The sequence below is a fragment of the Ensifer sp. ENS10 genome (assembly GCF_014852025.1).
Taxonomy (GTDB): Bacteria; Pseudomonadota; Alphaproteobacteria; order Rhizobiales; family Rhizobiaceae; genus Ensifer.
Genome location: NZ_JACVAS010000002.1, coordinates 956,619 through 981,655 on the forward strand (window position 1 = coordinate 956,619; position 25,037 = coordinate 981,655).

Sequence of the window (25,037 nt, forward strand, 5' to 3'; positions counted from 1 at the left end):
TGATGTGCCCAACGCTTCTACCCCTGGACCGTTCCCGGTCCAAGGCAGTGACCGCAGGAAAAAGGCAACGCGCCGCTACATCTCGAGGAACGTCTGGAAGCCGCCATAGATCATGCGCTTGCCGTCGAAGACTTCCTTCCAGGCATCGCCCTGCAGCCGCGGATCGGCCATCACCTTGGCGACGATCGTGTCGCGGTCGGCGCGGGACTTATAGGCGATCCACGAGAAGACCACGGTCTCGTCGTCCTTGGCCTGCACCGAGCGGGGGAAGGACGTCACCTCGCCATAGGGCACGTCATCTGCCAGGCATTCGTTGTAGGAGAGCGCGCCATACTCCATCCAGACATCGCCGGCCGCCTTGGCCATCGCCTTGTACGCCTCGATATTCGCCTTCGGCACGGCAACGACAAAACCATCCACATAGTTCATTGAGAAATCCTCCTTGGTTCTTTCGACCAGCATAGGACGCTCGGGGCATAAAGGTTCCGACACCAGTTCCAATTTTTTTTAAGCGGCGCCTGTCGGAACGGGCATCGCCCGTTCGTCCTTAGTTGGTACCAATCACCACGGGAGACATATCCATGCAGAAGATCACGCCCTTTCTCTGGTTCGACGATCAACTGGAGGAAGCCATCGGCTTCTACACCTCCATCTTCCGCAACGCCCGCGTTACCGACATCAATAAGGGACCTGATGGCAGGGCCTTCACCGCGAGCTTCGAACTCGAGGGGCAGCACTTCATGGGGCTGAACGGCGGCCCGCATTTCAAGTTCAACGAGGCGGTATCGTTTTTCGTGCGCTGCGCCGACCAGACGGAGGTCGACTACTATTGGAGCCGGTTGCTCGAAGGCGGCACGCCGCAGCATTGCGGCTGGCTGAAGGACAAGTTCGGCCTTGCCTGGCAGATCATTCCCGACGCGCTGATGCGACACCTCAGCGATCCCGATCCGGCACGCGCCGCCCGTGCCCAGCAGGCGATGATGGGCATGATCAAGATCGAGGTCGCCGAACTCGAGCGGGCCGCGGCCGGCTAAAGCAATTCCAGCTAAAGTGTGAAACGGTTTTGCGTCCGGAATTGCGTAAAAAACAGCTGGAGAGTTTCCGCGGGCCCGTTTTTGACCGGAAACGCTCTAGCTGCCGCAGCCGCGTAATTGCCGATTGTAGATCGAAGCCATGCCGGCCGCCCGCTTGGCGCCGGTCTTGGCCGTATCGCTCCAGTTGCCCCGCGCATAGCCCGCGTGGCCGTGGTAATAGGCGACGTAGAGCCGGTAGGCGTCGTTGAGCGCGATACCGTTCTGCTGTGCGCTCTCGCGGTGATACCAGGCAATGAAGCGGATGGCGTCGCCGAAGTCCGAGCGTCGCGCCGCCCAGCGGCCGGTCTCGCTCTGGTAGCGCGCCCAGGTGCCGTCGAGCGCCTGGGAATAGCCGTAGGCCGTCGAAACGCGCGTCCAGGGGATGAAGCCGAAGAGCTTGGTGCGCGGCGGCCGCGCATTATGGCGGAAGCCGGACTCGGTATAGATCGTCGCCATCAGGATCGGCACGGGCACGCCGTATTCGCGCTCGGCGCCATAGGCGGCACGGCGCCAATTGTTGAACAGGCCATCTCGCTGCTCGAAAACCGCACAGGCATTCCGGGTGTCTCTCGGCACCGTTCCGCAGCCGGCCAGCAACAGGAGGACGACGACAAATACGCAACGCATCGCAGAACCTCGGGTTTCCGAGAGATTGATAAAGTGTAAACGTTAAGGATCTCTTTTGATTCAAAGGCGAACGATCGGGAGAACGGCATGGCGATGTCACGAATGCTGCTGCCGCTTCTCTTCGCCGCGGGCCTTGGCGGTCCCGCAAACGCCGGCGACATCGGCCGGCTTTATCAGAGCGACGCGATCGTCACCGGCACCGGCGAGATCAACCGGCAGATCGGCTTTCGCGAATGCCTCAGTGAAGTTTTGGTCAAACTGTCGGGTGATCCGACGATCCTCGACGCGCCCGGCTTCGCAGCGCTGGTGGCTGAGGCCGGCAGCTTCGCCTCGTCGTTTTCCTACCGCGACCGGCTCGAAGGTATCCCGATCCACGACGAACAGGGCACTCACGATCGGCCGCACGATCTCACCTGCCGCTACGCGCCGGCGACGATTGACCCGCTTCTTGCAAAGCTCGGTCGAAAGCCATGGCTTGCGCCCCGCCCGGTGATCGCCGTACTGCTGGCGGTCGAGGATCAGAGGCGCCGTTTCGTGCTGGCGCGCGACGGCGACGAAAGCCCCTATATGGCCGACTCGCTCCGCGCGGCCGCGACACCGCTGGCGCTCTCGGTCACCCTGCCGGACAGGGCGACCGTCGCCGGTGGAAAGCTGGACTTTGCCACGATATCGCAAGCGAGCCTGGAGAGCTTCGCCAGGCTCGCAATGCCGAGCGAGGGGGACGTGACGCTTGCGGGCACACTGGTCTGGTCCGATCAAGCGCGCGGCTGGAACGTCAATTGGCGGATGCTGTCCGCCGGTAAAAGCTATGAATGGCAGGTCAGCGGCGTCAGCTTCGACGACGCTTTCCGCAATGCGCTACGCGGAGCGGCCCGCATCCTCTCCGGAAACGGGTCGCCCTGAGCAGATCCAGTATCGCTGGCCGTTCAGCCTATCCGAGCGAGGCAATCAGTTCGCGATAGGCTGCCTCTGGAAATGCCTTGAGCGTGGTCGAGCGCACATTGCCGGCCATGCCGAGCGTGAGGGCGAAGCGTGCGGCGATCGCGTCATCGGGTGCCTCGACGACGGCCACCATGTCGTAGTCGCCCATGGTCAGAAAGAAATGCTTGAAGGAGCCGCCCATCTCGCCGAGCACTTGCCTTGCCGCGTCGAGCCGTTTCGGAGACTCGCGCACATTCTTGACGCCCTGCTCGGTCCAGTTGAGGAGCATGACATAAGTGGTCATCCTACACCTCCACGGGGGCACGCTTCACGCCCGCGGTGCGATTGCTCCCGCGACTTAGACGGGGTGCCCCAGATTGCTGCGAAAGCGCGACTATACTCCTGGGCGCAGAGCCTCACAATAAATCGCTTGGGTGAGGCCGAAACGAAAAAGCCGGGCGATCGGCCCGGCTTTCTCGGTTTTCTGTGAGGCGTGCGGCTTAGCTGTCCAGGAACGAGCGCAGCTTGCGGATTGCTTAGCTGTCCAGGAAGCTTCTCAGCTTCCTGGAGCGGCTCGGATGCTTGAGCTTCCGGAGCGCCTTCGCTTCGATCTGGCGGATACGTTCGCGGGTGACCGAGAACTGCTGGCCGACTTCTTCGAGCGTGTGGTCGGTGTTCATGCCGATGCCGAAGCGCATGCGCAATACGCGCTCTTCGCGCGGCGTCAGCGAGGCGAGAACGCGGGTGGTCGTCTCGCGCAGGTTCGCCTGGATGGCGGCGTCGATCGGCAGCAGCGCGTTCTTGTCTTCGATGAAGTCGCCGAGGTGCGAGTCTTCTTCGTCACCGACAGGCGTTTCGAGCGAGATCGGCTCCTTGGCGATCTTCAGGACCTTGCGCACCTTTTCGAGCGGCATGGCGAGCTTTTCGGCCAGCTCTTCCGGCGTCGGCTCGCGGCCGATCTCGTGCAGCATCTGGCGCGAGGTACGGACGATCTTGTTGATCGTCTCGATCATGTGCACCGGAATACGGATCGTGCGGGCCTGGTCGGCGATCGACCGGGTGATCGCCTGACGGATCCACCAGGTGGCGTAGGTCGAGAACTTGTAACCGCGGCGGTACTCGAACTTGTCGACCGCCTTCATCAGGCCGATATTGCCTTCCTGGATCAGATCGAGGAACTGCAGGCCGCGGTTGGTGTATTTCTTGGCGATGGAGATGACGAGGCGCAGGTTCGCTTCGACCATCTCCTTCTTGGCGATGCGCGCTTCGCGCTCGCCCTTCTGCACCATGGAGACGATGCGGCGGAACTCGGCGATCGAGATACCGGTTTCGGTGGCGAGATTCTGGATCTCCTGGCGAATGTCGCGGATCGTCTGGTTTTCGCTCTTGGCGAATTCCTTCCAGCCCTTGCCGGCCAGGTTGCTGATCGACTTCATCCAGTTCGGGTCGAGTTCGGCGCCCGAATACTGTTCGAGGAACGAGTCGCGCTTGACGCCGTAGGATTCGGCAAGCCGCAGCAGGCGGCCTTCGTTCTGCATCAGCCGCTTGGAAATGTCGTAGAGCTGCTCGACCAGGCTGTCGACGCGGTTCTGGTTGAGCGACAGCGACTTGACCGCCTTGATCAGCTCGTCCTTGAGCTCCTTGTAGCGGCGCTCCTGAGCGGGCGAAAGCGTGCCGGTCGCAGCAAGGCGGGCTTCCACCTGCTGGTCCTGCAGCTTGCGCAGCTTCTTGTAGGTCTCGGCGATGATGTCGAGGGTTTCCATGACCTGCGGGCGCAGTTCCGCTTCCATGGCGGCGAGCGAGAGGTTCGACTCGTCGTCGTCTTCCTCTTCCTCCTCGGTCGGCATGACATCGCCGCCGACATTGGTGATGTCGTCGTCGTTGGCGGCCGTGCGCACCTTGCGGGTCTTTTCCTTCTCCTCGGCAGCCTTGCGGTCAGCCTCGATCTTTTCCGGGCTCTGGAACTGCGGAGCAGCCTTGGCCTCAGGACCGGAATAGGTGGTTTCGAGATCGATGATCTCGCGCAGCAGCGTCTGGCCTTCGTTCAGTTCGTCGCGCCAGATGATCAGCGCCTGGAACGTCAGCGGGCTCTCACAGAGACCGGCGATCATCGTCTCGCGGCCAGCCTCGATGCGCTTGGCAATCGCGATTTCGCCTTCGCGGGACAGGAGTTCGACCGAGCCCATCTCGCGCAGATACATGCGGACCGGATCGTCGGTACGATCGGTCGGTTCCTTCTTCTTGCTGGTCGCAAGCGCCGTGCCGCTGGAAGGGGCGAGTTCGCCGCCTTCGCTCTCGCCGTCGTCGTCGCTCGCCTCGTCGTCACCGCCGCCGGCAGCCTCTTCGGCTTCCTCGTCCTCGATCACGTTGATGCCCATGTCGGACAGCATCGCCATCGTGTCTTCGATCTGTTCGGAGGTGACTTCCTCGGACGGAAGGACGGAGTTGAGCTCGTCCATCGTCACGTAGCCGCGCTTCTTGGCGGCCTTGATCATCTTCTTGACAGCGTCGTCGGAAAGATCGAGAAGCGGACCGTCCGGAGCACCTTCGCGTTCTACGTCAGCTTCTTCGTTTTCTTTGACTTTGGTTGCCATTTAGTTCGTCGCTTTCCTTGTCGCAACCGGCGTGAGCCCGGTGCAAATGCCGCTCGAAGGTTCGGGCACGCCGCGTACCCGCCACCGAATCATTTCCCCTGACGTAACGGGATGATGTTTAATTCCTGTTTAACCACGAATGCGATCGTGGCAAAGCGGGCAAGCTTCGACAGTCCTGCCACTGAAACGCCTCTGGCATGATTCCCTAACCGCCGTGTCATTTCGCCATTTCTTATTCGGAAATGGTGATTCCCAGAATTTTCGATCCCGTCAAGCATTTCCGCTGAAAAACCGGCTGATTCGGCAAAAATCACCGTTCCTATCGCTTTTTGGGGTTTATCAGCTTCCGCTGAAGATGTAGGCGCTGCCTGCCAAAAGACAAGGGTGCCCCCGATTTAATCGGCAAGGTCCCGTTGTGCCATATCCGCATCGCAACCAGGGCTTCATCTTTTCCCTGCTCCTAAACCGAACGACCGTCGTATTTGACGATCCTGACCGCCTCCAGATCGAACTCCGGCAGGCAGCGCAGGTTGATCGCCGCCATCTTCCCATGCGGCCCCTCACCTTCGCCGAAAGGGGCGATGCCGCAGGTATCGCAAAAATGATGCTGGATGACATGCTTGTTGAAGAGATAGGTCGAGAGGTCCGTTTCCGGTGTCTTCATCGTCAGCCTGTCTCGGGCCACGAAAGCGAGCAGCCCGCCGCGGCGGCGGCATAGCGTACAATTGCAATCGACCGCCTCGGCGAAGTCCCCTTCCACCTCGAAGGCGATCTTGCCGCAATGGCAGCTTCCCTCATAACGCATGCACCGATCTCCCCTTTTCCGCCAACAACCCTTTCGATCTCCGGCCAAGATAGAGCGACAGAGCGTCCAAGCAAGCGGGTTTGCGAGCGGTGATATCCGCGCAAATCCATTCCCCGAGAAGCCCATTTCAGACGGAAATTCGCAAGATTATTCCGGTTTCTCGCTTGCGCCCGACCCGATCGCGGACGACCTTCGCCGCCGATCTCATGGAGGCTCAAATGCTCATCAAGGAAACCGACGCCATGCGCGTGCTATCGATCGCGCGGCGCCTCACCATTCCCGACGTCAAAAGTGAAAGCGCCGCGCTGGCGCCTGTCATCGAGGCGGAGATGGAACGCTCTCGCCTGGCACCCGCGGGGCCCTGGATTTTCATCGCGCAGAACCTGCCGAAAAATGCCAAGACCCTGTTCGACTGGCGCATCTGCCGCCCGGTCACCGGCGGTGACGACTATGGCGGCGACCTTGACCTGATCGATCTGGAACCGATCATGGTGGCGTCCGCCCGGCATCAGGGGCCGATGCGCAGCCTCTTTACCCAGGGCTACGCACCGCTCGTCGGGCAGATCGAGATGAGCAGGCACAATTTCTCCGGCGAGAGCCGCGAGATCTATCATCGCTGGACGGGCCAAGGCGCCCGCTACCACGAGATCGAGATCCAGTTCGGCCTCGCCAACTGAGCCGCCCCAGCGCCTTACCAGTCCATCACCACCTTGCCGGAGTTGCCGGAGCGCATGGCCTCGAAGCCGTCGCGGAATTCGTCGATCCTGATGCGGTGGGTGATGACCGGGGATAGATCGAGACCGCCCTGGACGAAGGCGATCATCTTGTACCAGGTCTCGAACATCTCGCGGCCGTAGATGCCCTTGAGGTTGAGCATCTTGAAGATCACCTTGTTCCAGTCGATCTCGAAACCGGCCGGCGCGATGCCGAGGATGGCGATCTTGCCGCCATTGTTCATCTTGTCGATCATGTCGCGGAAGGCCGGTGCCGCTCCCGACATCTCCAGCCCGACATCAAAGCCCTCGGTCATGCCGATCGCCTTCATCACGTCGGCGAGGTTTTGCTTCGAGGCGTCGACGACGTAATCGATGCCGACGCCTTTGGCGAGCGCCAGCCGCGTCGGGTTGATGTCGGTGATCACCACCTTGCGCGCACCCGAGCGCTTGGCAACCAGTGCCCCCATGATGCCGATCGGCCCGGCGCCGGTGACGAGCACATCCTCGCCGACGAGATCGAAGGACAAGGCCGTGTGCACGGCATTGCCGAACGGATCGAAGATTGCCGCGATCTCGTCCGGCACGTCCTCAGGGATCGGCACGACGTTGTATTCCGGCAGGCAGACGAACTCGCCGAAGGAGCCCGGCCGGTTGACGCCGACGCCGAGCGTGTTGCGGCACAGATGCCCACGGCCGGCGCGGCAGTTGCGGCATTTGCCGCAGACGATATGGCCCTCGCCCGACACCCGCTCGCCGACATGGTACTTGGTGACGGCCGAGCCGACCTCGGCGATCTCGCCCATGAACTCGTGGCCGACGACCATCGGCACCGGGATGGTCTTCTGCGCCCACTGGTCCCAGTTCCAGATGTGCACGTCGGTGCCGCAGATCGCCGATTTCTTCACCTTGATCAGCACGTCGTTCGGGCCGATCTCCGGCACCGGCACCCGCTCCATCCAGAGGCCTTCTTCCGGCTTCGATTTGACCAGCGCCTTCATCATGTTCGTCATTATAGCCTCCACCAAACCTTCTCTGGGGCTTGCCCCTCATCCGGCTGCCGCCACCTTCTCCCCGTCACCACGGGGAGAAGGGACCTGTGGCAACCTTCCATCCCCTCTCCTGCGAGCCGTAAAGCACGTCCCCTCTCCCCGCCTGCGGGGAGAGGGTTAGGGTGAGGGGCAAACTCGCCCTTCCCTCGGATCGGGCGAACTCTCCGTTCCGTTCGCTCAGATCACGCCAAGCTCGCGGCCAACCGCTTCGAAGGCGGCGATCGCCCGGCGCACGTCGTTCTCGCTGTGGGCCGCCGACATCTGCGTGCGGATGCGCGCCTGGCCCTTCGGCACCACCGGGAACGAAAAGCCGATGACATAGACGCCCTTCTGCAGCATGCGCGCCGCCATCTCCTGGGCGAGCGCCGCATCGCCGAGCATGACCGGGATGATCGGGTGCCCTTCGCCGGCGAGCGTGAAGCCGAGTTTCGACATCTCGGTGCGGAACAGGGTGGCATTGGCATAGAGCCGCTCACGCAGTGCATCGCCGTTCTCGATCAGGTCGAAGACCGTGAGCGAGGCGGCGGCAATGACCGGCGCCAGCGTGTTGGAAAACAGATAGGGCCGCGAGCGCTGGCGCAGCCACTCGACGACCTCGGCCTTGGCCGAGGTGTAACCGCCGGAGGCGCCGCCGAGCGCCTTGCCGAGCGTGCCGGTGATGATGTCGATGCGGCCCTCGACGCCGCAATGTTCGGCCGAGCCGCGGCCATTCTTGCCGACGAAGCCGACCGCATGGCTGTCGTCGACCATGACCATGGCGCCGTATTTGTCGGCGAGGTCGCAGACGCCTTGCAGGTTGGCGATGATGCCGTCCATCGAGAACACGCCGTCGGTGGCGATCAGCTTGAAGCGACTGCCCTCCGCCTTCTTCAGCTCCTCCTCCAGTGCTGCCATGTCGTTGTTGGCGTAGCGGAAGCGCTTGGCCTTGGAGAGCCGCACGCCGTCGATGATCGAGGCGTGGTTGAGCGCGTCGGAGATGATCGCGTCCTCTTCGCCAAGCAGCGTTTCGAACAGGCCGCCATTGGCATCGAAGCAGGAGGAATAGAGGATGGTGTCTTCCAGGCCGAGGAACGACGAGATGCGGGCCTCGAGTTGCTTGTGCTCCTCCTGCGTGCCGCAGATGAAGCGCACCGAGGCCATGCCGTAGCCGTAACGGTCGAGCGCCTGTTTGCCGGCCTCGGCGAGTTCCGCGTTGTCGGCAAGGCCGAGATAGTTGTTGGCGCAGAAGTTGAGCACGCGGTCGCCCGAGGCGACCTCGATCGCGCCCGCCTGCTTCGAGGTGATGACACGCTCCGACTTGTACAGCCCGGCCGTCTTCAGGCCCTCGAGTTCAGAACGAAGATGGGACAGAAAGGCTGAAGTCATGGCGCTCTCGCTCACAGAAAACATCGCGTTCCTGACGAGTATCATGACGGCTTTCGACTTGCAGCAAATTCCAGCGCGCCGAGGAGGCCGGCGCAAAAACGACAGGGCATTTCACGGCGAGATGGCGTGAGGGATATATTGTGTCGCCGCAGGCGCGCTCACGGACATATTCCTTCGCCGCGTCAGCACCCGCCGTGCGCGAACTCACCCGTCCACATACCCGTCGATGACCGCCAGGAACGCTTCGCCGTAGCGCTCGCGTTTGCTTTCGCCGATGCCGGGGATGTCGAGCAGTTCGTCGAAGTCCCGCGGGCGCTCCTTGGCGAGCGCGATCAAGGTCGCGTCGGGGAAGACGACATAGGGCGGGACGTTCAGCTCCTTGGCGATCGAGAAGCGCTCGGCACGAAGGAGTTCGAACAATTCGAGGTCCGAACCGGCGAGATCGGCGCGCTCGCGCTGCGAGCCCGATTTTGCCCCCCGTGCGGCCTTGCCCGAGGTCGGACGGTCCTTGCGGAAGAACACCTGGCGTTCGCGCTTGAAGACGGCGCGCGCATCCGGCTCCAGCTTCATCGCCCCGAAGGCAGCATGATCGACGCTGATCAGCCCCGCCGCCAGCAACTGCCGAAACACCGATTGCCAGGTACGGGCAGGAAGATCCTTGCCGGCGCCGAAGACGGGCATCTCGACATGGCCGAAACGCTCGGTCTTTTCGTTGACCGTCCCCATCAGCACATCGACCACATGACCGGTGCCGAAGCGCTCGCCGGTGCGATAAACGGCGGCAAGCGCCTTGATCGCCGCTTCCGTGCCATCCCAGGTTTCGACCGGTTTCAGGCAGGTGTCGCAATGGCCGCAGCGCCCGGGATGGGCTTCGCCGAAATGCGCGAGGATCGCCTGGCGGCGGCAGCCGGCGGTCTCGCAGATCGCCAAGAGCGCGTTGAGCTTGCCGCGCTCGATGCGCTTGATGTCGTCGGCCGCCCCGCCCTCGTCGATCATCCGGCGGCGCTGCAGCACGTCGGCCATGCCATAGGCCATCCAGACCTCCGACGGTTGGCCGTCACGGCCGGCACGCCCGGTCTCCTGGTAGTAGGCCTCCACCGATCCCGGCAGATCGAGATGGGCGACATAGCGCACATCGGGCTTGTCAATGCCCATGCCGAAGGCGACGGTCGCGACAAGGCAGAGGCTCTCTTCTTTCAGAAACGCGTCCTGATGCTTGTCTCTGAGCGTCCGGTCCATGCCCGCATGATAGGGCAGCGCCCGGATACCCTGGGCATTCAGCCATTCGGCCGTGTCCTCGACCTTGGCACGCGACAGGCAATAGACGATACCGGACGAACCCTTGAAGCGCGAAAGGAAGCGTAGCAGTTGCTGGCGCGGCTGGTCGCGCTCGACGATTTCATAGGCGATGTTCGGCCGGTCGAAGCTGGTCGTGAAGACCTTGGCATTGGTCAGCGCCAGCCGTTCGACGATGTCGTCGCGCGTATGCGGATCGGCAGTGGCCGTCAGCGCGATGCGCGGCACGCCTGGATAACGCTCCGCCAGCAACCCGAGCGCGCGGTACTCCGGGCGAAAATCATGGCCCCATTGCGATACGCAATGCGCCTCGTCGATGGCGAAGAGCGCGATGCGGGCATCGCCGAGGAGATCGGCGAAACCATCCGTGACGATCCGCTCCGGCGTCACATAGAGAAGGTCGAGCGTGCCGTCATAGATCTGTCGCCGCACGGCGATCGCTTCCTCGCGGGTCAGCGACGAGTTGAGGGCCGCAGCATTGACGCCGAGCTGCTTCAACGCCTCCACCTGATCGCGCATCAGCGCAATCAAAGGCGAGACGACCACGCCGAGCCCCGGACGGCAGAGCGCCGGGATCTGGAAGCAGAGCGATTTCCCGGCGCCGGTCGGAAAGAGAACGACGGCGTCGCCGCCGCCGGTCACGTGCTCGACCACTTCCTGTTGTCTACCGCGAAAGGCGGAATAACCATAGACGCGCTTCAGCACATCGAGCGGCGCCGGGCCGGCGTCGTCGAAGAGATGGCTGGCAGCGCTTGCGGCGCGCTTCGCCCTTTCGACAAACTCCATCACGTCTCCTTCACGGGAATCACTGCCTGCAATCATCGCAAGATGCGACCGCAATGCCATAGCCGTCAGGGCAAATGAAGAGAACGCCGTGATAATCCCGCGTGATCAGCAGGCTTTTCAAGGTCGGGGATTGAGCTTTTGCCAGCTTGACCTTGCCAACGCAGCAGTACTTTAGTGGCTCCCAAAAATCAGGAAGTCATCATGGCGAACATTTTAGCGGCGAGCGGCGGCGTCAAGCAGATCATCTGCATCAACTGGGGTACGAAGTACGGCGCTCCGTTCATCAACCGGCTTTATGCCATGGTGGCGCGCAACATCACCCCGCCCTTCACCTTCACCTGCTTCACCGACAATTTCGAAGGACTGCGTCCGGAAATTCTCTGCGAGGACCTGCCGCCGCTCAACATCGCGGACATGCCCACGAACACGCCGGGCATCTGGCAGAAGTCGCGGCTCTGGGGACCGAAGCTCGCTAATCTCCAGGGCCCGGTTCTCTTTCTCGACCTCGACATCGTCATCGTCGGATCGCTCGATTCCTTCTTCGAGGTCGGCGAACCCGACGACGTGATCCTCGCCAGAAATCAGACAACGCCCTTCGAGCGCCTCGGCCAGACCTCGCTGTTCCGCTTCCCGGTGGGCAAACTCGTGCCCCTGCAGCAGAAGTTTGGCGCCAATCCTCAGGCGATTGCCGACGAGTATCGCTTCGAGCAGCGTTTCGTCACGCGCAATGCGCCCGGTGGCGTGAAGCTCTTCCCAAGGCGCTGGGTCCTGCATTACCGGCAGGACTGCCATTGGACCTTCCCGCTCAACTATTTCTTCACACCGCGCCTGCCGGCCGATGCGCGTGTGGTGCTTTTCCCGCGCAGCCTGCTGCCGCAACATGCGATCGACGGACAATATGGCTATCGCGGACGCGTCGACACGCCGCTTGGACATATTCGCCGCCTGTTCAACGGCGACCGCCGCGAGAAGAACCCGTTCCGCTACCTGCGCCACTATATCCGCCCTGCTCCATGGGTGGCCGAACATTGGCGCGAATAGTCGGCGTTCTGTTAAGATCGGGCAGGATTTCAGCGTGGCAGCGTGAGTTTTTAGATTAACGCGCCGCCGGCCCCTTCACGCGACCGGAAAGCACCCCGAAACCCTCGATGATCGCCTCCTGGTTCTCAAGACGAGTCACTTCGAGCTGCACTTCCTGAAGCGTGCGCAGCAGTTGCGGCACCGCTTCGAGGTCGCCTTCCTCCGTCGCATGCGCAAGCTCACGCTCGAGTTCACGCCGCTGCCAGTGCAGCGCCTTGGACCGCTGGTGCAAAGCCAGAGCCTGCAGATAACCTTCGCGCGCATCCTCGGGGGCTGCAGCCGTCGTCGCGGTCCAGAGCCGCGCATAGCGGATCTGCTGGTCGATCGCGGCGAGCAGTGCGCCGAAGCCTTCCCCATCCAGTTGCTCGATCAGGCCTTCGCGCGTCAGGCGCGGCCCCTGCGCGGCAGCAGCATTGAGCACCGCCGCCCAGCAGCGCTGCAGGTCGCGATGGTCGAACTCGATCGTCGAGATTTCGTCATACTCGTCGAACAGCAGCTGCGGGTGGTTGACGATGGTGAACGCCAGCACGCTTTCGCGTAACTCTGGCGGCCTCGTTGAGCGGTCAGCTTTCAACAACTGATTAAGCTTCGAACTGGCAGCAGTCCCCGCCTCGACAATAGCGCCCTTCAACGCGTCCGCGGGCTGCATCGACCGTTTGCCCCCTACGCGGCCGCCGCCACGCTCGAATGGGCGACGCTCGCCCCCCCGCCCCGATCCCGACGATTGCAGGAAGGCGTTCAGCCGGTCGCGCATGTCCTGGCCGTAGTGGCGGCGCACGCTTTCGTCGGCGATGACGGAAGTGACCTGCTTCAGCCGCGCTTCGAGCTCGGCGCGTTTCTCAGGCGTGTCGAACGATCCACCCTGGATCTCGCGCTGCCAGACCATGTCGGCAAGGGATCGCGCATTGGCGAGCACCTTGTCGAAGGGCGCGCGACCCTCGTGGCGCACCAGATCGTCCGGATCCTTGCCGTCAGGCAGCATCGCGAAACGCACCGAGCGGCCAGGCTTCAGGTGCGGCAACGCCAGGTCGACGCCACGATTGGCGGCACGGATGCCGGCGCCATCGCCGTCGAAGCAGAGCACCGGCTGCGACGTCATCTTCCAGAGAAGGTCGAGCTGGTTTTCGGTCAATGCCGTGCCGAGCGGCGCAACCGCGTTCTCGACGCCCGCCTGGTGCAGCGCGATCACGTCCATGTAGCCTTCGACGGCGATGATCGTTCCGGCGGCATCGTCCGGCCCGGCGTCACCCAGGCGGGCGGCCCCTTGCGAGGCCCGGCGGGCGCGGGCGAAATTGTAGAGCACGTTGCCCTTGTGGAAGAGCTCGGTCTCGTTGGAGTTCAGATATTTCGCCGGCGCATCCGGAGACATCGCGCGACCGCCGAAGGCGATGACCTTTTCGCGTGACGACAGGATCGGGAACATGATGCGGTCGCGGAAACGGTCGTAGGAAACCGGCACATCGGGCCCGTGCACGACGAGACCGCAGGCTTCGATCTGCTCCTTGCCGATACCCTTGCCAGCGAGAAATTCCTTGAGCGCGTTGCGGCTGTCGGGCGCAAAGCCTAGGCGGAAGGTCTCGATCGTGCGGCCTGTCAGGCCGCGTTCGCGCAGATAGGCGCGGGCCTTGGCGCCGCCCGCGGTCTGGAGCTGATCCTCAAAAAACGCGGTCGCCAGCTCCATGACGTCGAGAAGGCTGGTGCGCTCTTTCTCGCGCCGCTCGGCCTGCGGGTCGGGCTGCGGCATGGCAACGCCCGCCATGTCGGCGATCTGCTGCACGGCCTCCGGGAAGCTCAAGCCTTCGAGATCGGTCAGGAAGCGAAAATGGTCGCCGGAGACGCCGCAGCCGAAACAATGGTACCGGCCCTTGCGATCCTCGCAGTGGAAGCTCGGCGACTTCTCCCCATGGAAGGGGCAGCAGGCCCAATAGTCGCCGCGCGAGACATTGGTCTTGCGCCGATCCCAGGTGACGCGTTTGGCGATCACGTCCGAAATCGGCACGCGATCGCGTATCTCGTCGAGAAAGGATGGTGAAAAGCGCATGAAAACCTCTGGTCGATCTTCCATATAGGCGGCAAGGCCGCTGGACGCCACAACAGTGATCCGGCTTGCCCGCTATTCACAGGACGGAAACGGGATTCACGCCCGCTTCCACAACCAAAAGACGCAATTGAGATCTTCCAAGGACCAAAAGTAGAGCTTGACTCGCCGAAGGTGAATGGCATCAATTCGGCGTCCCGAACTGGAACACCCATCATGGCCATCGCCGTCGAAGCGCTCGCGTCCAGTCCCGTCTTCTTCAGCACCGTGCTGGATTACGCCCGCGGCATGGTCTCCATGTATGGGGATAACCCGCGCCTCGCTTCGATCTTTGCCTCGCAGCAACGCTGGCTGATGGCCCCAATCCGGCCCTGCCCTCCATCACGACCGCGATCCCCAAGATCTGTCGAGCGGCCTCTATAGCGGTCGTTTCATCAACTATGTCGTCGCCAACGATATCGCCAGCCGCAACACCGCGGATCGATCGCGCGTTCGAAAACGAAATCCTTGCGAACGCCGAGGAGGCGACGCCCGTCACCTATGGCCGGGCGTGCGCAGTTACTTGAACGAGCTCTTACTTGAGCAGTTCCTTCACGAGACCGGACGCCTTGGCGAAGTCCATCTGGCCCGGATAGCGCTCCTTGAGCACGTTCATGCACTTGCCCATGTCGCGCAAGCCTTGCGCGCCGGTTTCCTGGATCACCGAGGCGCAGAGTTCACGCACCGTCTCTTCCGGAAGCTGGGCCGGAAGGAACTGGTTGATGATCACGATTTCCTGGCGCTCCTGCTCGGCAAGCTCCGGCCGGCCGCCCTCGTCATAGATGCGGGCCGACTCTTCGCGCTGCTTGATCATCTTGGCGAGGATCTGCAGGATGTCGTCGTCGCTGACCGGGTCCTTGCCCAGGCCACGATTGGCGATGTCCCGGTCCTTGATCGCCGCCTGGATCAGCCGCACGGTCGAGGTACGCCGTGTGTCCTTGGCTTTCAGGGCTTCCTTCAGTGCGTCAGCGAACTGGTCGCGCATGTCCATACTCCATGTCGAAACCGGCCCGCGGTGCTCTGCCCGGAACCGGCTCGAAACCATCATTGTTGTCGTCGTCTTAAACCAGTGTGACAGGCGCAATCAAACGGAATACGCAACCGCTTGAATTAAAAGGAATTTTATTTCCTGACAATTCACAGCGGCCGGTTGACCCGGATCAGCGCTTTGGCTATTTTCCCGCACCTGCACGACATCGGCATGAGAGCACTTTCCGCGGGGATTCCGCGCGTCCATGCCTGAGCACATGAAATGGCGATCGACCGCCGGGCTTTCAAGCCCCGCTTCACGCCGCAACGGGATAGGAACGATGACCGCGACACCCGCATGGACCAATGAAAAACCAACCGCACTGCTCGTTCTGGCCGACGGCACCGTGATCGAAGGCAAGGGCATCGGCGCGACCGGCAAGGTGCAGGCGGAAGTCTGCTTCAACACGGCGCTGACGGGCTATCAGGAAATCCTGACGGACCCCTCCTATCTCGGCCAGATCGTCACCTTCACCTTCCCGCACATCGGCAATATCGGCGCCAATGACGAAGACATCGAAGACCTGACGCCGGCAGCACGCCACGGCGCGGTCGGCGTCATCTTCAAGGCCGACATCACCGAGCCGTCGAACTACCGCGCCGTCAAGCACCTCGACGCCTGGCTGAAGGCCCGCGGCATCATCGGCCTCTGCGGCATCGACACCCGCGCGCTCACCGCCTGGATCCGCGAAAACGGCATGCCGAACGCCGTCATCGCCCATGACCCCCAGGGCGTCTTCGACATCGACACGCTGAAGGCCGAAGCCAAGGCCTGGAGCGGGCTTGAAGGCCTCGACCTCGCCAAGGTCGCGACCTCGGGCCAGTCCTCGCGCTGGGACGAGAAGCCCTGGGTCTGGGACGAGGGCTATTCGACGCTCGGCGAAACCGATGCCGCCTACCATATCGTCGCGCTCGACTATGGCGTGAAGCGCAACATTCTGCGCCTCTTCGCCGGCCTCAACGCCCGCGTCACCATCATGCCGGCTTCGACCAGCGCCGACGAAGTTCTGGCGCAGAAGCCGGATGGCATCTTCCTGTCCAACGGCCCGGGCGACCCGGCGGCAACCGGCGAATATGCCGTGCCGGTCATCCAGAACCTGCTGAAGAGCGATATCCCGGTCTTCGGCATCTGCCTCGGCCACCAGATGCTGGCGCTGGCCCTCGGCGGCAAGACCGAGAAGATGCACCAGGGCCACCACGGCGCCAACCACCCGGTCAAGGATCACACGACAGGCAAGGTCGAGATCGTCTCGATGAACCACGGCTTCGCGGTCGATTCGAAGTCGCTGCCGGAAGGCGTTGAAGAGACTCACATTTCGCTCTTCGACGGCACGAACTGCGGCCTGCGCGTCGCCGGCAAGCCGGTCTTCTCGGTCCAGCACCACCCGGAAGCCTCGCCCGGCCCGCAGGACAGCCACTACCTCTTCCGCCGCTTCATGAACCTCGTGCGCGAGAAGAAGGGCGAGCCGGCATTGGCCGAGCGCTAAGCGCAACAAACATTCGGACAAAAGGCCCGCCTCGCGCGGGCCTTTTCTTTGGCGACAGGGCATCGGCCGATATCGCCAATCGTGTCCGCCAAGGCGGGAGGACAGCTCGTCGTCTTTGTCTGTCAGCCGTCGGCGAGACGCTCGGCGATGAAGTCGACAACCGCCCGGACCGACGGGAGCTGGCCGCGGCGATGCGGCATCAAAAGCGTCGTCGTGACCAACCCCGCCTGCCAGTCGGGCAGCACCCGCACGAGGCTGCCATTGTCGATCTCGGCATGGCAGAGCTTGCGCGGCAGCGCGGTGATGCCGAGCCCGGAAAGCGCCGCCTCGAGGAGAACGCGGGACTCGTCCGCGACAAAGCGCGGCTCGGGGCGCACAGAGACCGGAACGTCGTCCTCCCGGCGAAGCGTCCAGCCATCGCTTGCGAGCGACGTGAGCAGACCATCGTGGTCCTTGAGTTCATCCGGCTCGGCAGGCGTGCCGCGCCGCGCGAGGTAGCCGGGTGCTGCCACCAACCAGATCACTTCGGAGGCGACCCGCCGCTGGACGAGACCGGAATCGGGCAAGGGCGCGAAATGATCGCGCACGGCGATATCGAAGCCTTCCTGGATCAGATCGACGAAGCGGTCGGTCGCATGCAGCACCACCCGCATCTTCGGATAGGCAAGAGCCAGCTGAGGCAGCAGCCCCGAAAGCGTCATCTGCGCCGTCGGCACCGAAGCTGTGATGCGCACCGTGCCGCTTGGTTCTGCAAGCCTGCCCTTGACCACGGCTTCAGCCGCTTCCGCCTCGATCAGCATCGCGGCCGCATGGCGATAGAAGTCCTCGCCGATCTCGGTCACCGTGAAGCGGCGGGACGTGCGGTTGATGAGCCGGACGCCAAGCATCTTCTCAAGCTCCGCCACGCGCTTGCTGAGCGTCGATTTCGGCACGTTGAGCACACGCGCAGCCGGCGCGAAGCCCCTATGGTCGACCACATGGGCGAAGATGATGAAGTCGTTGAGATTGCGCATCGCGGCTCCCGATGTCCACGCCTATGGATGACATGTCCGTATTTGGCCAATTTTCAAAAGGCCGTCCACAAATTCATCGCCCCGCATTGAAACCGAATATCCAGGGAGAGGCTGGGCCCCTTCGCAATGCTGACCCGCTGACGGATGAGGTCACGGACGTGACTTGCGGTTGACCCTTCGCCGGGCTTCGCGCATCCTCCCGTGCAACTGGAGGTGACGATGATTACAGGTCCACAGTGCCGCGCCGCCCGGGCGCTGATCGAAATCTCGCGCGAGATGCTGGCAAGCTTTTCAGGTGTCGACGAAGACACGATCCTCAGGTTCGAACGCAAGCTCGAGACGCCCAGCGACGAGACAATCCTATCGCTGAGGCATGCACTCGAACATGCCGGCGCAGTGTTTCTGCCGGAAGGCGAACGCGGCATCGGCGTGCAGCTGAAGTTCACGCGCTCCGAGGCTCGCCGCCTCTCGATCCTGGAAAGCGAGGGTGGCGTCGTCGGCGACGACGAGGTTCCCGGTGCGTGAATTTCTGACAAAATTTCAATGCCTTGGCCGATCCGCCTGAATAAGATTGGCCACCGCTTGAATCGATCTGCGAACAAAAAAGCCCGCCGTTTCCGGCGGGCTTTTTGTGATGCGATTGCCAGCGCTTACTTGCAGGCGGCGCAGAAACGCTGGATGCGGCGGCAAGCCTCTTCGAGCTGAGCTTCCGAGGTTGCGTAAGAAATGCGGAAGTTCGGGCCGAGACCGAAGGCCGAACCATGCACGACGGCAACGCCTTCGGATTCGAGCAGCTCGGAGACGAAATCTTCGTCCGTCTCGATGACCTTGCCCGACGGCGCGGTCTTGCCGATCAGGCCGGCGCAGGACGGGTAGACGTAGAAGGCGCCTTCCGGCGTCGGGCACGCAATGCCCTTGGCCTGGTTCAGCATCGAGACGACCAGATCGCGGCGGCCTTCGAAGATCTTCTTGTTCTCGGGGATGAAGTCCTGCGTGCCGTTCAGCGCCTCGACGGCCGCCCACTGCGCGATCGAGGTGGCGCCCGAGGTCTGCTGACCCTGGATCATGTCCATGGCCTTGATGAGCTGAAGCGGACCGGCAGCGTAGCCGATGCGCCAGCCGGTCATGGCATAGGCCTTGGAGACGCCGTTCATCGTCAGCGTGCGGTCATAAAGGCCGGGCTCGACTTCGACCGGGGTCGCGAACTTGAAGTCGCCATAGGTCAGGTGCTCGTACATGTCGTCGGTCAGCACCCAGACATGCGGATGCTTCATCAGCACGTCCGTCAGCGCCTTCAGTTCGGCATGGCTGTAGGCAGCGCCCGACGGGTTGGACGGCGAGTTGAAGACGAACCACTTGGTCTTCGGCGTGATCGCCTTGTCCAGGTCCTCCGCCGTGAGTTTGAAGTTGTTTTCCTGGGTGGCCGAGACGAACACCGGCGTGCCGCCGCACAGCGCCACCATTTCCGGATAGGAGACCCAGTAGGGCGCCGGGATGACGACTTCATCGCCCGCGTTCAGGGTCGCCATGAACGCGTTGAAAAGAATCTGCTTTCCGCCGGTGCCGACGATCGTCTGGGCGGCGGTGTAATCAAGGTTGTTCTCGCGCTTGAACTTCTTGGCGATCGCTTCGCGCAGTTCCGGAATGCCGGAGACCGGCGTGTACTTCGTCTCGCCGCGGTTGATCGCGTCGATCGCCGCCTTCTTGATATTGTCGGGCGTATCGAAGTCCGGCTCCCCGGCGCCGAGGCCGATCACATCGCGGCCTTTCGCTTTCAGCTCGCGGGCTTTCTGCGAAACGGCGATAGTGGCGGAAGGCTTTACACGGGAGAGGGCATCGGCAAGGAAGGCCATGGGTGAAGGTCCTGATCGTTTCGAGACGAGGTGATCGCTACGGAACGTAAAAAGCCAGGCTCCATAGCGGTTAGGTCTATGTCGAAAGACGCCCGGTCTTGCAAGCGCCGGAACGGCAAAAACGCCGGAAACGCGGGCAAAAAGCGTCACCATGACAAAGTTTCATGAGTGCGATCAGCGTTGTCGATCGCCAGTCGCGATCCCGAGGCGATCCTCGCCCACAAGTCCAGCGCCGAAAAAAGGAATTATGGCGGTCGTTTGAACGGCCACGAAACGTATCAGTCGGAAACGGTTCTTGATCGCGATTTATTCAAAAAAATCAGCGGCGTTCGGCATTTTTTGAAATGCCATAATTTGGCCATCACAACTGTCGCGGTCCGCCGCAATTCCGTCCTGCAACAGCCGGTTTCCGGGCCTTTTCTTCGATCATCCGAACACATTCGCATTACGGGGGTTATGCAATGTTTCTCGACGACGAAATCGCCTCATTGAAGACCGGGCAGAACGAAGCGCGCTGGGGCATGTATCTGGCGATCGCAGCGCTCGCCGCCTGCATCCTGATGATCATCGGCCTGATGACCCAGGCCGCGGCCGAAACGGCCGACGCCAAGCCTCAGCAGATGGCAGGTTATGTTCGCCCCAACGATATCGGCGCGGGCGCCCTGCTCTTCCCGTCGAAGGAACCCGGCTATTTCGTCGAGGCGCCGCGGCTGGCGACGGACGTAACGATCGACGTCAACGGCCCGATCATGCGCACCCGCGTGACCCAGCGTTTCGAGAACCCCAGCAAGGGCTGGGTCGAAGGCACCTATGTCTTCCCGCTGCCCGAGGATTCGGCGGTCGATACGCTGAAGATGCAGATCGGCGACCGCTTCATCGAGGGCCAGATAAAGCCGCGCCAGGAAGCCAAGGAGATCTACGAGCAGGCGAAGGCCGAGGGCAAGAAGGCGGCACTGCTCGAGCAACAGCGCCCGAACATCTTCACCAACCAGGTCGCCAATATCGGCCCCGGCGAAACGGTCGTCATACAGATCGAGTATCAGAGCGCGGTCCGCCAATCGAACGGCCTTTATTCTCTCCGTTTCCCGATGGTGGTCGCGCCCCGCTACAATCCGCAGCCGATCGTTCAGACCGTCGACCTCGACAGCCGCACCGGCTATGCCGTCAACGATCCGGTTCCCGACCGTGAAAAGGTCGAAGCGCCGGTTCTCGACCCCAAGGAAAACGCTAAGGTCAATCCCGTCACGCTGACGGTGAACCTGAAGGCAGGCTTCCCCCTCGGCGAGGTGAAATCCGGCTATCATGACGTCGATATCGCCAACCTCGATGATCTCAGCCGCCGCGTGACGCTGAAGGGCGACAGCGTGCCGGCCGACCGCGACTTCGAGCTCACCTGGAACGCGATCGAGGGCAAGAGCCCCTATGCCGGCCTCTTCCGGGAGACAGTCGGGAACAAGACCTACCTGCTCTCCTTCGTCACGCCACCGGCTGCCGCAAGCGAGACCGATGCCAAGCCGGTCAAACGCGAGATCGTCTTTGTCATCGACAATTCCGGTTCCATGGCCGGCCCCTCGATGGAACAGGCGAAGGAGAGCCTGGCGCTGGCGATCTCCAGGTTGAAGCCCGAAGACCGCTTCAACGTCATCCGCTTCGACGACACGATGTCGGTGCATTTTCCTGAGCTCACCGAGGCGACACCGGACAAGCGCGAGGATGCGATCGCCTATGTCCGCGGTCTCACCGCCGACGGCGGCACGGAAATGCTGCCCGCGCTGGAAGCTGCATTGCGCACGCAGGGTCCAGTTCAGGCCGGCGCGCTTCGCCAGGTGGTCTTCCTGACCGATGGCGCGATCGGCAATGAGGCGCAGCTCTTCGACGAGATCCAGAAAAACCGCGGCGACGCCCGCGTCTTCACCGTCGGCATCGGCTCCGCCCCCAACAGCCATTTCATGACCAAGGCTGCCGAATACGGCCGCGGCACCTTCACGCTGATCGGCTCGGAGAGCCAGGTGGCGACACGCATGGGCGAGCTCTTCACCAAGCTCGAAAGCCCCGCGATGACCGATATCTCCGCGAGCTTCGAGGCCGCATCGGCAAGCGACATCACCCCAAACCCCATGCCCGATCTCTATCGCGGCGAGCCGGTGGTGCTGACCGCCGAACTCGATGGCACCGCACCCAAAGGCAAGCTGCAGATCCTCGGCAAAGCCGGCGACCAGCCCTGGCGGGTCGAGATGGACATCGCCAAGGCCTCCACCGGCCAGGGTATCGCCAAGCTCTGGGCGCGGCGCAAGATCGATGATCTCGAGGCAAGTGCCGCTGCAATTGCCGATCCCGCCACGCTCGACAAGCGGATCGAGACCGTGGCGCTCGCCCATCACCTCGTCTCCCGCGTCACCAGCCTCGTCGCGGTCGATGCGACGCCCTCGCGTCCGGCCGGCGAGCCACAGGCCGAAACCAGGCTGCCGCTCAACCTTCCGGCCGGCTGGGACTTCGGCAAGGTCTTTGGTGAAGCGCCCGTCGAGAGCGCCCCCGGAAAGGTCTACGAACGCGACGCTGCGGTCGAGAGCCGGACCAAGCTTGCCATGGTGACGGCGGACCGCATGCTGGCGGCACCAACCGCACGGGCGGCAGGCATGATCGCCGAGGCCAACAACCAGGTCACCCTGCCGCAGACGGCAACGGAAGCGGACAAGCAGATCCTGATCGGCCTGATGCTGTTGGCCTTTGCCCTCTTCGCCGGCACGACCTTTGTCTTCTGGCGCGTGCCGATCGCCGCCGTCGTGCTTGCGGGAGTGCGCCGCCGTGGCCGCTGACAACGAAAGGCCCGAGCCAGGCCCGGGCTTTCTCGCCCGCCTCTCGGCGGTCGAGACGATCGTGCTCGCGATCATCGCGCTCATTGCCCTTGCCGGTCTCCTGCTGATCGGCAAAGGTTTCTACATGAAGGCCAAGGCCGAGGTCTCGCAGGTGCTTCTCAAGCGCACTTTCGAGGCGCAGTTGCACGGCAACCCGGATGGCAAGCCCTGGCCCTGGGCCGACTTTCAAACCGCCGCCGAGATCACCGCGCCGCGATTGAACCGCTCTGCGGTCGTGCTCGAAGGCGCGAGCGGCGAAGCGCTCGCCTTCGGCCCCGCCTGGCTGACGACGACGCCCTTGCCCGGCGACGAAGGCACCTCCGTCATCGCCGCGCACCGCGACACGCATTTCCGTTGGCTGAAGGACGTCAATCCCGGCGACCTCCTGGTGCTGACGCGCAAGGACGGCCGCCGCTTCCTGTTCCGGGCCGGCGAAAGCCGCGTCGCCCGCTGGGACGAAAGCGGCATCAACGCATCGGCCACCGGCCACCATCTGGCGCTTGCCACCTGCTGGCCCTTCGATGCGATCGAACAGGGGCCGATGCGCTATATCGTCAATGCCGAGCTCATCGGCGAACAACGGCCGGTGTCGCTGACGACAGGCTCGATCTCGAAATAAACCGCTTTTGATCGGTTGTGACTTGAACCGCTCCGTCTCCCGCTCCAGCGTGCCAGTTGAACGAATCGGCCCGGAGAAGCGCAATGCGGCGAGCGGATGCAGCAGCGTCGAAACAGCTAGGTAGGCGGCGGCACACCCGGTCGCTCGCGGTGCTCGTCGCTTTGGCCGCGATCGCCGCCCCCTTGGGCGCTCACGCCCAAGAGACGCGCGAATTCCCGAGCCAGCACGGCACCCTGCGCGTCGAGACCCTGGCGGCCGGCCTCGAACACCCCTGGTCCGTCGAAGCGCTACCCGATGGAGGGCTGATCGTCAGTGAACGTCCCGGCCGGCTGAGGATCGTGCGCGACGGCAAGGTGTCGAAGCCGCTGAAGGGGGTGCCCAAGGTCGCTGAACGTGGCCAGGGCGGCCTGCTCGACATCGCACTTGACCCTGGTTTCGCAAAGAACAGGACGCTCTATCTGACATTGGCCGCCAATGGCAAAGGCGGCTACGGCACCGCCGTCGTGCGCGCGAAACTTGCCGAAAACGAGAGCGGTCTCACCGAGGTCAAGGAACTCTTCCGGATGAGCAAGTTCACCGGTAAGGGACAGCATTTCGGTTCGCGCATTGCGATCGCGCCCGACGGCAGCCTGTTCTTCGGCATCGGCGACCGCGGTGAACGCGATCGGGCGCAGGACCCGCGCGATCATGCCGGCGCCATCCTGCACATCAACGCCGATGGCAGCGCTCCCGGATCGAACCCCTATCGCGGCGGCACCGGCGGCCTGGCGGAGATCTGGTCGAAGGGTCACCGCAATCCGCAAGGGATCGCCTTCGACCCGAAGGACGGCACGCTTTTGACGGTCGAGCACGGCGCGCGCGGCGGCGACGAGGTCAACAATCCGCAGGCCGGCCACAACTACGGGTGGCCGGTCATCACCTACGGCAAGGACTATTCCGGCGCCGAGATCGGCGAAGGCACGGCGAAGGACGGCCTCGATCAGCCCCTCTTCTATTGGGATCCCTCGATCGCCCCCGGCGCGCTCGCCATCTATCGCGGCAGGATGTTTCCCGAGTGGGACGGCGACCTGCTGGTTGCCGCGCTGAAGTACCAGCTTCTCGCGCGGTTGGAGCGTGACGACAACGGTGCCATCGGCGCCGAAGAACGGCTGTTCGATGGCGAGTTCGGCCGCATCCGCGACGTCGTCGTCGCGCCAGATGGCGCATTGCTGATGGTGACCGACGAGGAAAACGGCGCCGTTCTCCGCGTCTCCAAGGGCGCAAAGCAATAGCAATTGAGCCCGTCGCTGCCGCCTCACGACAGCTGGCCGCGGAACTCCTTGCGGAACATGAACTTCAGTCCCGACCAGACGGCATCGACGGCGCAAACCTTCACGTCGACGAGGCCAAGCGGCAGGAAGATATCGCGCAGCACGTCCTCGCTCAGCGTCGTCGCCACCTTCGACGCTTTCTTCGGCCAGGAAATCCAGAGCATGCCGTCAGGCCTGAGCCGGGCCGCAACCTCCGGCGCGAGCCCGTCCAATTCGGACCTCTGCGTCTCGAACATATGGACATAGTCGTAGTTGCGCCCGCCAGCCGGACCGAGCACGGTTTCGCAACTCGAGAAGCCGGAAAAGTCCGTGATTTCGCTGAGGCCGGGCGGAACGCCGAGAAGCAGCGCCGCCTGCCCGTCCTTCAAACCCAGCTTGCGGGCAAGCGGCGTGCCGGAATATCCGCTGTCATTCATCGCCATCTCCGACGCCCATGACGCTGACGATGAGCCTTGCCCGCCCAGAACGCAACTGCTAGACGG

The 25,037-nt window shown here is 63.0% G+C and carries 24 protein-coding genes; 10 read left to right on the forward strand and 14 right to left on the reverse strand.

Annotated elements, in window-relative coordinates:
* Positions 1 to 75: 75 nt before the first annotated feature.
* The gene (locus tag IB265_RS11595) at positions 76 to 429 is read right to left on the reverse strand and encodes a DUF1428 domain-containing protein (RefSeq protein ID WP_057254348.1); all 354 of its coding nucleotides are present in this window, start codon (positions 427 to 429) and stop codon (positions 76 to 78) included.
* Between the two features lie 152 nt (positions 430 to 581).
* On the opposite strand from IB265_RS11595, the gene IB265_RS11600 reads away from it, so the two are divergent.
* Complete coding sequence (locus IB265_RS11600) at positions 582 to 1,034, forward strand: VOC family protein (RefSeq protein ID WP_057253195.1); 453 nt, start codon at positions 582 to 584, stop codon at positions 1,032 to 1,034.
* A gap of 96 nt (positions 1,035 to 1,130) precedes the next feature.
* On the opposite strand, the gene IB265_RS11605 is transcribed toward IB265_RS11600, so the two are convergent.
* Positions 1,131 to 1,700, reverse strand: a complete 570-nt coding sequence (locus tag IB265_RS11605; protein ID WP_057253193.1) for a hypothetical protein — start codon at positions 1,698 to 1,700, stop codon at positions 1,131 to 1,133.
* A gap of 87 nt (positions 1,701 to 1,787) precedes the next feature.
* On the opposite strand from IB265_RS11605, the gene IB265_RS11610 reads away from it, so the two are divergent.
* Positions 1,788 to 2,603 (forward strand): DUF2066 domain-containing protein, encoded by an 816-nt coding sequence (locus IB265_RS11610; protein ID WP_112996858.1) that lies wholly within the window; start codon positions 1,788 to 1,790, stop codon positions 2,601 to 2,603.
* 28 nt (positions 2,604 to 2,631) lie between these two features.
* Here the strand turns inward: IB265_RS11610 and IB265_RS11615 are convergent, their stop codons facing one another.
* The 4 genes from IB265_RS11615 to IB265_RS11630 all read right to left on the reverse strand — a co-directional run bounded on the left by IB265_RS11615 (position 2,632) and on the right by IB265_RS11630 (position 6,020).
* Positions 2,632 to 2,925, reverse strand: a complete 294-nt coding sequence (locus IB265_RS11615; protein ID WP_057253192.1) for a GYD domain-containing protein — start codon at positions 2,923 to 2,925, stop codon at positions 2,632 to 2,634.
* Between the two features lie 232 nt (positions 2,926 to 3,157).
* A complete protein-coding gene (gene rpoD, locus IB265_RS11620) occupies positions 3,158 to 5,215 on the reverse strand; it encodes an RNA polymerase sigma factor RpoD (RefSeq protein WP_057253188.1) in 2,058 nt (685 codons plus the stop codon).
* A gap of 89 nt (positions 5,216 to 5,304) precedes the next feature.
* Positions 5,305 to 5,529, reverse strand: a complete 225-nt coding sequence (locus IB265_RS11625) for a hypothetical protein (RefSeq protein ID WP_162261318.1) — start codon at positions 5,527 to 5,529, stop codon at positions 5,305 to 5,307.
* A gap of 146 nt (positions 5,530 to 5,675) precedes the next feature.
* A complete protein-coding gene (locus IB265_RS11630; RefSeq protein ID WP_057253186.1) occupies positions 5,676 to 6,020 on the reverse strand; it encodes a GFA family protein in 345 nt (114 codons plus the stop codon).
* 218 nt (positions 6,021 to 6,238) lie between these two features.
* Between IB265_RS11630 and IB265_RS11635 the strand changes: the two genes are divergently transcribed.
* Positions 6,239 to 6,697 (forward strand): hypothetical protein, encoded by a 459-nt coding sequence (locus tag IB265_RS11635; RefSeq protein WP_057254344.1) that lies wholly within the window; start codon positions 6,239 to 6,241, stop codon positions 6,695 to 6,697.
* 14 nt (positions 6,698 to 6,711) lie between these two features.
* Here the strand turns inward: IB265_RS11635 and tdh are convergent, their stop codons facing one another.
* The 3 genes from tdh to recQ all read right to left on the reverse strand — a co-directional run bounded on the left by tdh (position 6,712) and on the right by recQ (position 11,232).
* Positions 6,712 to 7,746 (reverse strand): L-threonine 3-dehydrogenase, encoded by a 1,035-nt coding sequence (gene tdh / locus IB265_RS11640; protein WP_192494792.1) that lies wholly within the window; start codon positions 7,744 to 7,746, stop codon positions 6,712 to 6,714.
* A gap of 216 nt (positions 7,747 to 7,962) precedes the next feature.
* Positions 7,963 to 9,150: a glycine C-acetyltransferase gene (locus IB265_RS11645; protein ID WP_192494793.1), complete on the reverse strand. Its 1,188-nt coding sequence runs from the start codon at positions 9,148 to 9,150 to the stop codon at positions 7,963 to 7,965.
* A gap of 204 nt (positions 9,151 to 9,354) precedes the next feature.
* The gene (gene recQ / locus IB265_RS11650; RefSeq protein ID WP_057253185.1) at positions 9,355 to 11,232 is read right to left on the reverse strand and encodes a DNA helicase RecQ; all 1,878 of its coding nucleotides are present in this window, start codon (positions 11,230 to 11,232) and stop codon (positions 9,355 to 9,357) included.
* Positions 11,233 to 11,433: 201 nt separating this feature from the next.
* Here recQ and IB265_RS11655 point away from each other — a divergent pair, with 201 nt between their 5' ends.
* Positions 11,434 to 12,273, forward strand: coding sequence for a glycosyl transferase (locus IB265_RS11655; RefSeq protein ID WP_113133461.1), 840 nt, complete (start codon positions 11,434 to 11,436; stop codon positions 12,271 to 12,273).
* Between the two features lie 55 nt (positions 12,274 to 12,328).
* Here the strand turns inward: IB265_RS11655 and dnaG are convergent, their stop codons facing one another.
* On the reverse strand, positions 12,329 to 14,353 hold the full coding sequence (gene dnaG, locus IB265_RS11660; RefSeq protein WP_057253182.1) for a DNA primase: 2,025 nt from the start codon (positions 14,351 to 14,353) through the stop codon (positions 12,329 to 12,331).
* A 571-nt stretch (positions 14,354 to 14,924) separates the two neighbouring features.
* Positions 14,925 to 15,374 (reverse strand): GatB/YqeY domain-containing protein, encoded by a 450-nt coding sequence (locus IB265_RS11665; protein ID WP_057254340.1) that lies wholly within the window; start codon positions 15,372 to 15,374, stop codon positions 14,925 to 14,927.
* 325 nt (positions 15,375 to 15,699) lie between these two features.
* On the opposite strand from IB265_RS11665, the gene carA reads away from it, so the two are divergent.
* Entirely contained in the window at positions 15,700 to 16,905 is a 1,206-nt protein-coding gene (gene carA / locus IB265_RS11670; protein ID WP_057253181.1) for a glutamine-hydrolyzing carbamoyl-phosphate synthase small subunit, read from the forward strand.
* Between the two features lie 122 nt (positions 16,906 to 17,027).
* Here the strand turns inward: carA and IB265_RS11675 are convergent, their stop codons facing one another.
* Positions 17,028 to 17,918, reverse strand: a complete 891-nt coding sequence (locus IB265_RS11675) for a LysR substrate-binding domain-containing protein (protein WP_057253180.1) — start codon at positions 17,916 to 17,918, stop codon at positions 17,028 to 17,030.
* Between the two features lie 219 nt (positions 17,919 to 18,137).
* On the opposite strand from IB265_RS11675, the gene IB265_RS11680 reads away from it, so the two are divergent.
* The gene (locus tag IB265_RS11680; RefSeq protein WP_057253179.1) at positions 18,138 to 18,443 is read left to right on the forward strand and encodes a helix-turn-helix transcriptional regulator; all 306 of its coding nucleotides are present in this window, start codon (positions 18,138 to 18,140) and stop codon (positions 18,441 to 18,443) included.
* A gap of 125 nt (positions 18,444 to 18,568) precedes the next feature.
* On the opposite strand, the gene IB265_RS11685 is transcribed toward IB265_RS11680, so the two are convergent.
* Entirely contained in the window at positions 18,569 to 19,771 is a 1,203-nt protein-coding gene (locus IB265_RS11685; RefSeq protein WP_057253175.1) for a pyridoxal phosphate-dependent aminotransferase, read from the reverse strand.
* A gap of 180 nt (positions 19,772 to 19,951) precedes the next feature.
* Between IB265_RS11685 and IB265_RS11690 the strand changes: the two genes are divergently transcribed.
* The 4 genes from IB265_RS11690 to IB265_RS11705 all read left to right on the forward strand — a co-directional run bounded on the left by IB265_RS11690 (position 19,952) and on the right by IB265_RS11705 (position 24,516).
* Positions 19,952 to 20,263 carry a hypothetical protein gene (locus IB265_RS11690; protein WP_143032948.1) on the forward strand — a complete coding sequence of 104 codons (312 nt, stop codon included), beginning with the start codon at positions 19,952 to 19,954 and terminating at the stop codon, positions 20,261 to 20,263.
* Positions 20,233 to 22,587: a marine proteobacterial sortase target protein gene (locus IB265_RS11695; protein WP_057253173.1), complete on the forward strand. Its 2,355-nt coding sequence runs from the start codon at positions 20,233 to 20,235 to the stop codon at positions 22,585 to 22,587. Before IB265_RS11690 ends, IB265_RS11695 begins: the two co-directional genes overlap by 31 nt.
* On the forward strand, positions 22,577 to 23,245 hold the full coding sequence (locus IB265_RS11700) for a class GN sortase (protein ID WP_244495684.1): 669 nt from the start codon (positions 22,577 to 22,579) through the stop codon (positions 23,243 to 23,245). The genes IB265_RS11695 and IB265_RS11700 overlap by 11 nt, the downstream gene beginning before the upstream one ends.
* An 83-nt stretch (positions 23,246 to 23,328) precedes the next feature.
* Positions 23,329 to 24,516 (forward strand): PQQ-dependent sugar dehydrogenase, encoded by a 1,188-nt coding sequence (locus tag IB265_RS11705; protein WP_057253171.1) that lies wholly within the window; start codon positions 23,329 to 23,331, stop codon positions 24,514 to 24,516.
* Positions 24,517 to 24,539: 23 nt separating this feature from the next.
* On the opposite strand, the gene IB265_RS11710 is transcribed toward IB265_RS11705, so the two are convergent.
* Positions 24,540 to 24,971, reverse strand: a complete 432-nt coding sequence (locus IB265_RS11710; RefSeq protein ID WP_057253170.1) for a hypothetical protein — start codon at positions 24,969 to 24,971, stop codon at positions 24,540 to 24,542.
* Between the last annotated feature and the right edge of the window lie 66 nt (positions 24,972 to 25,037).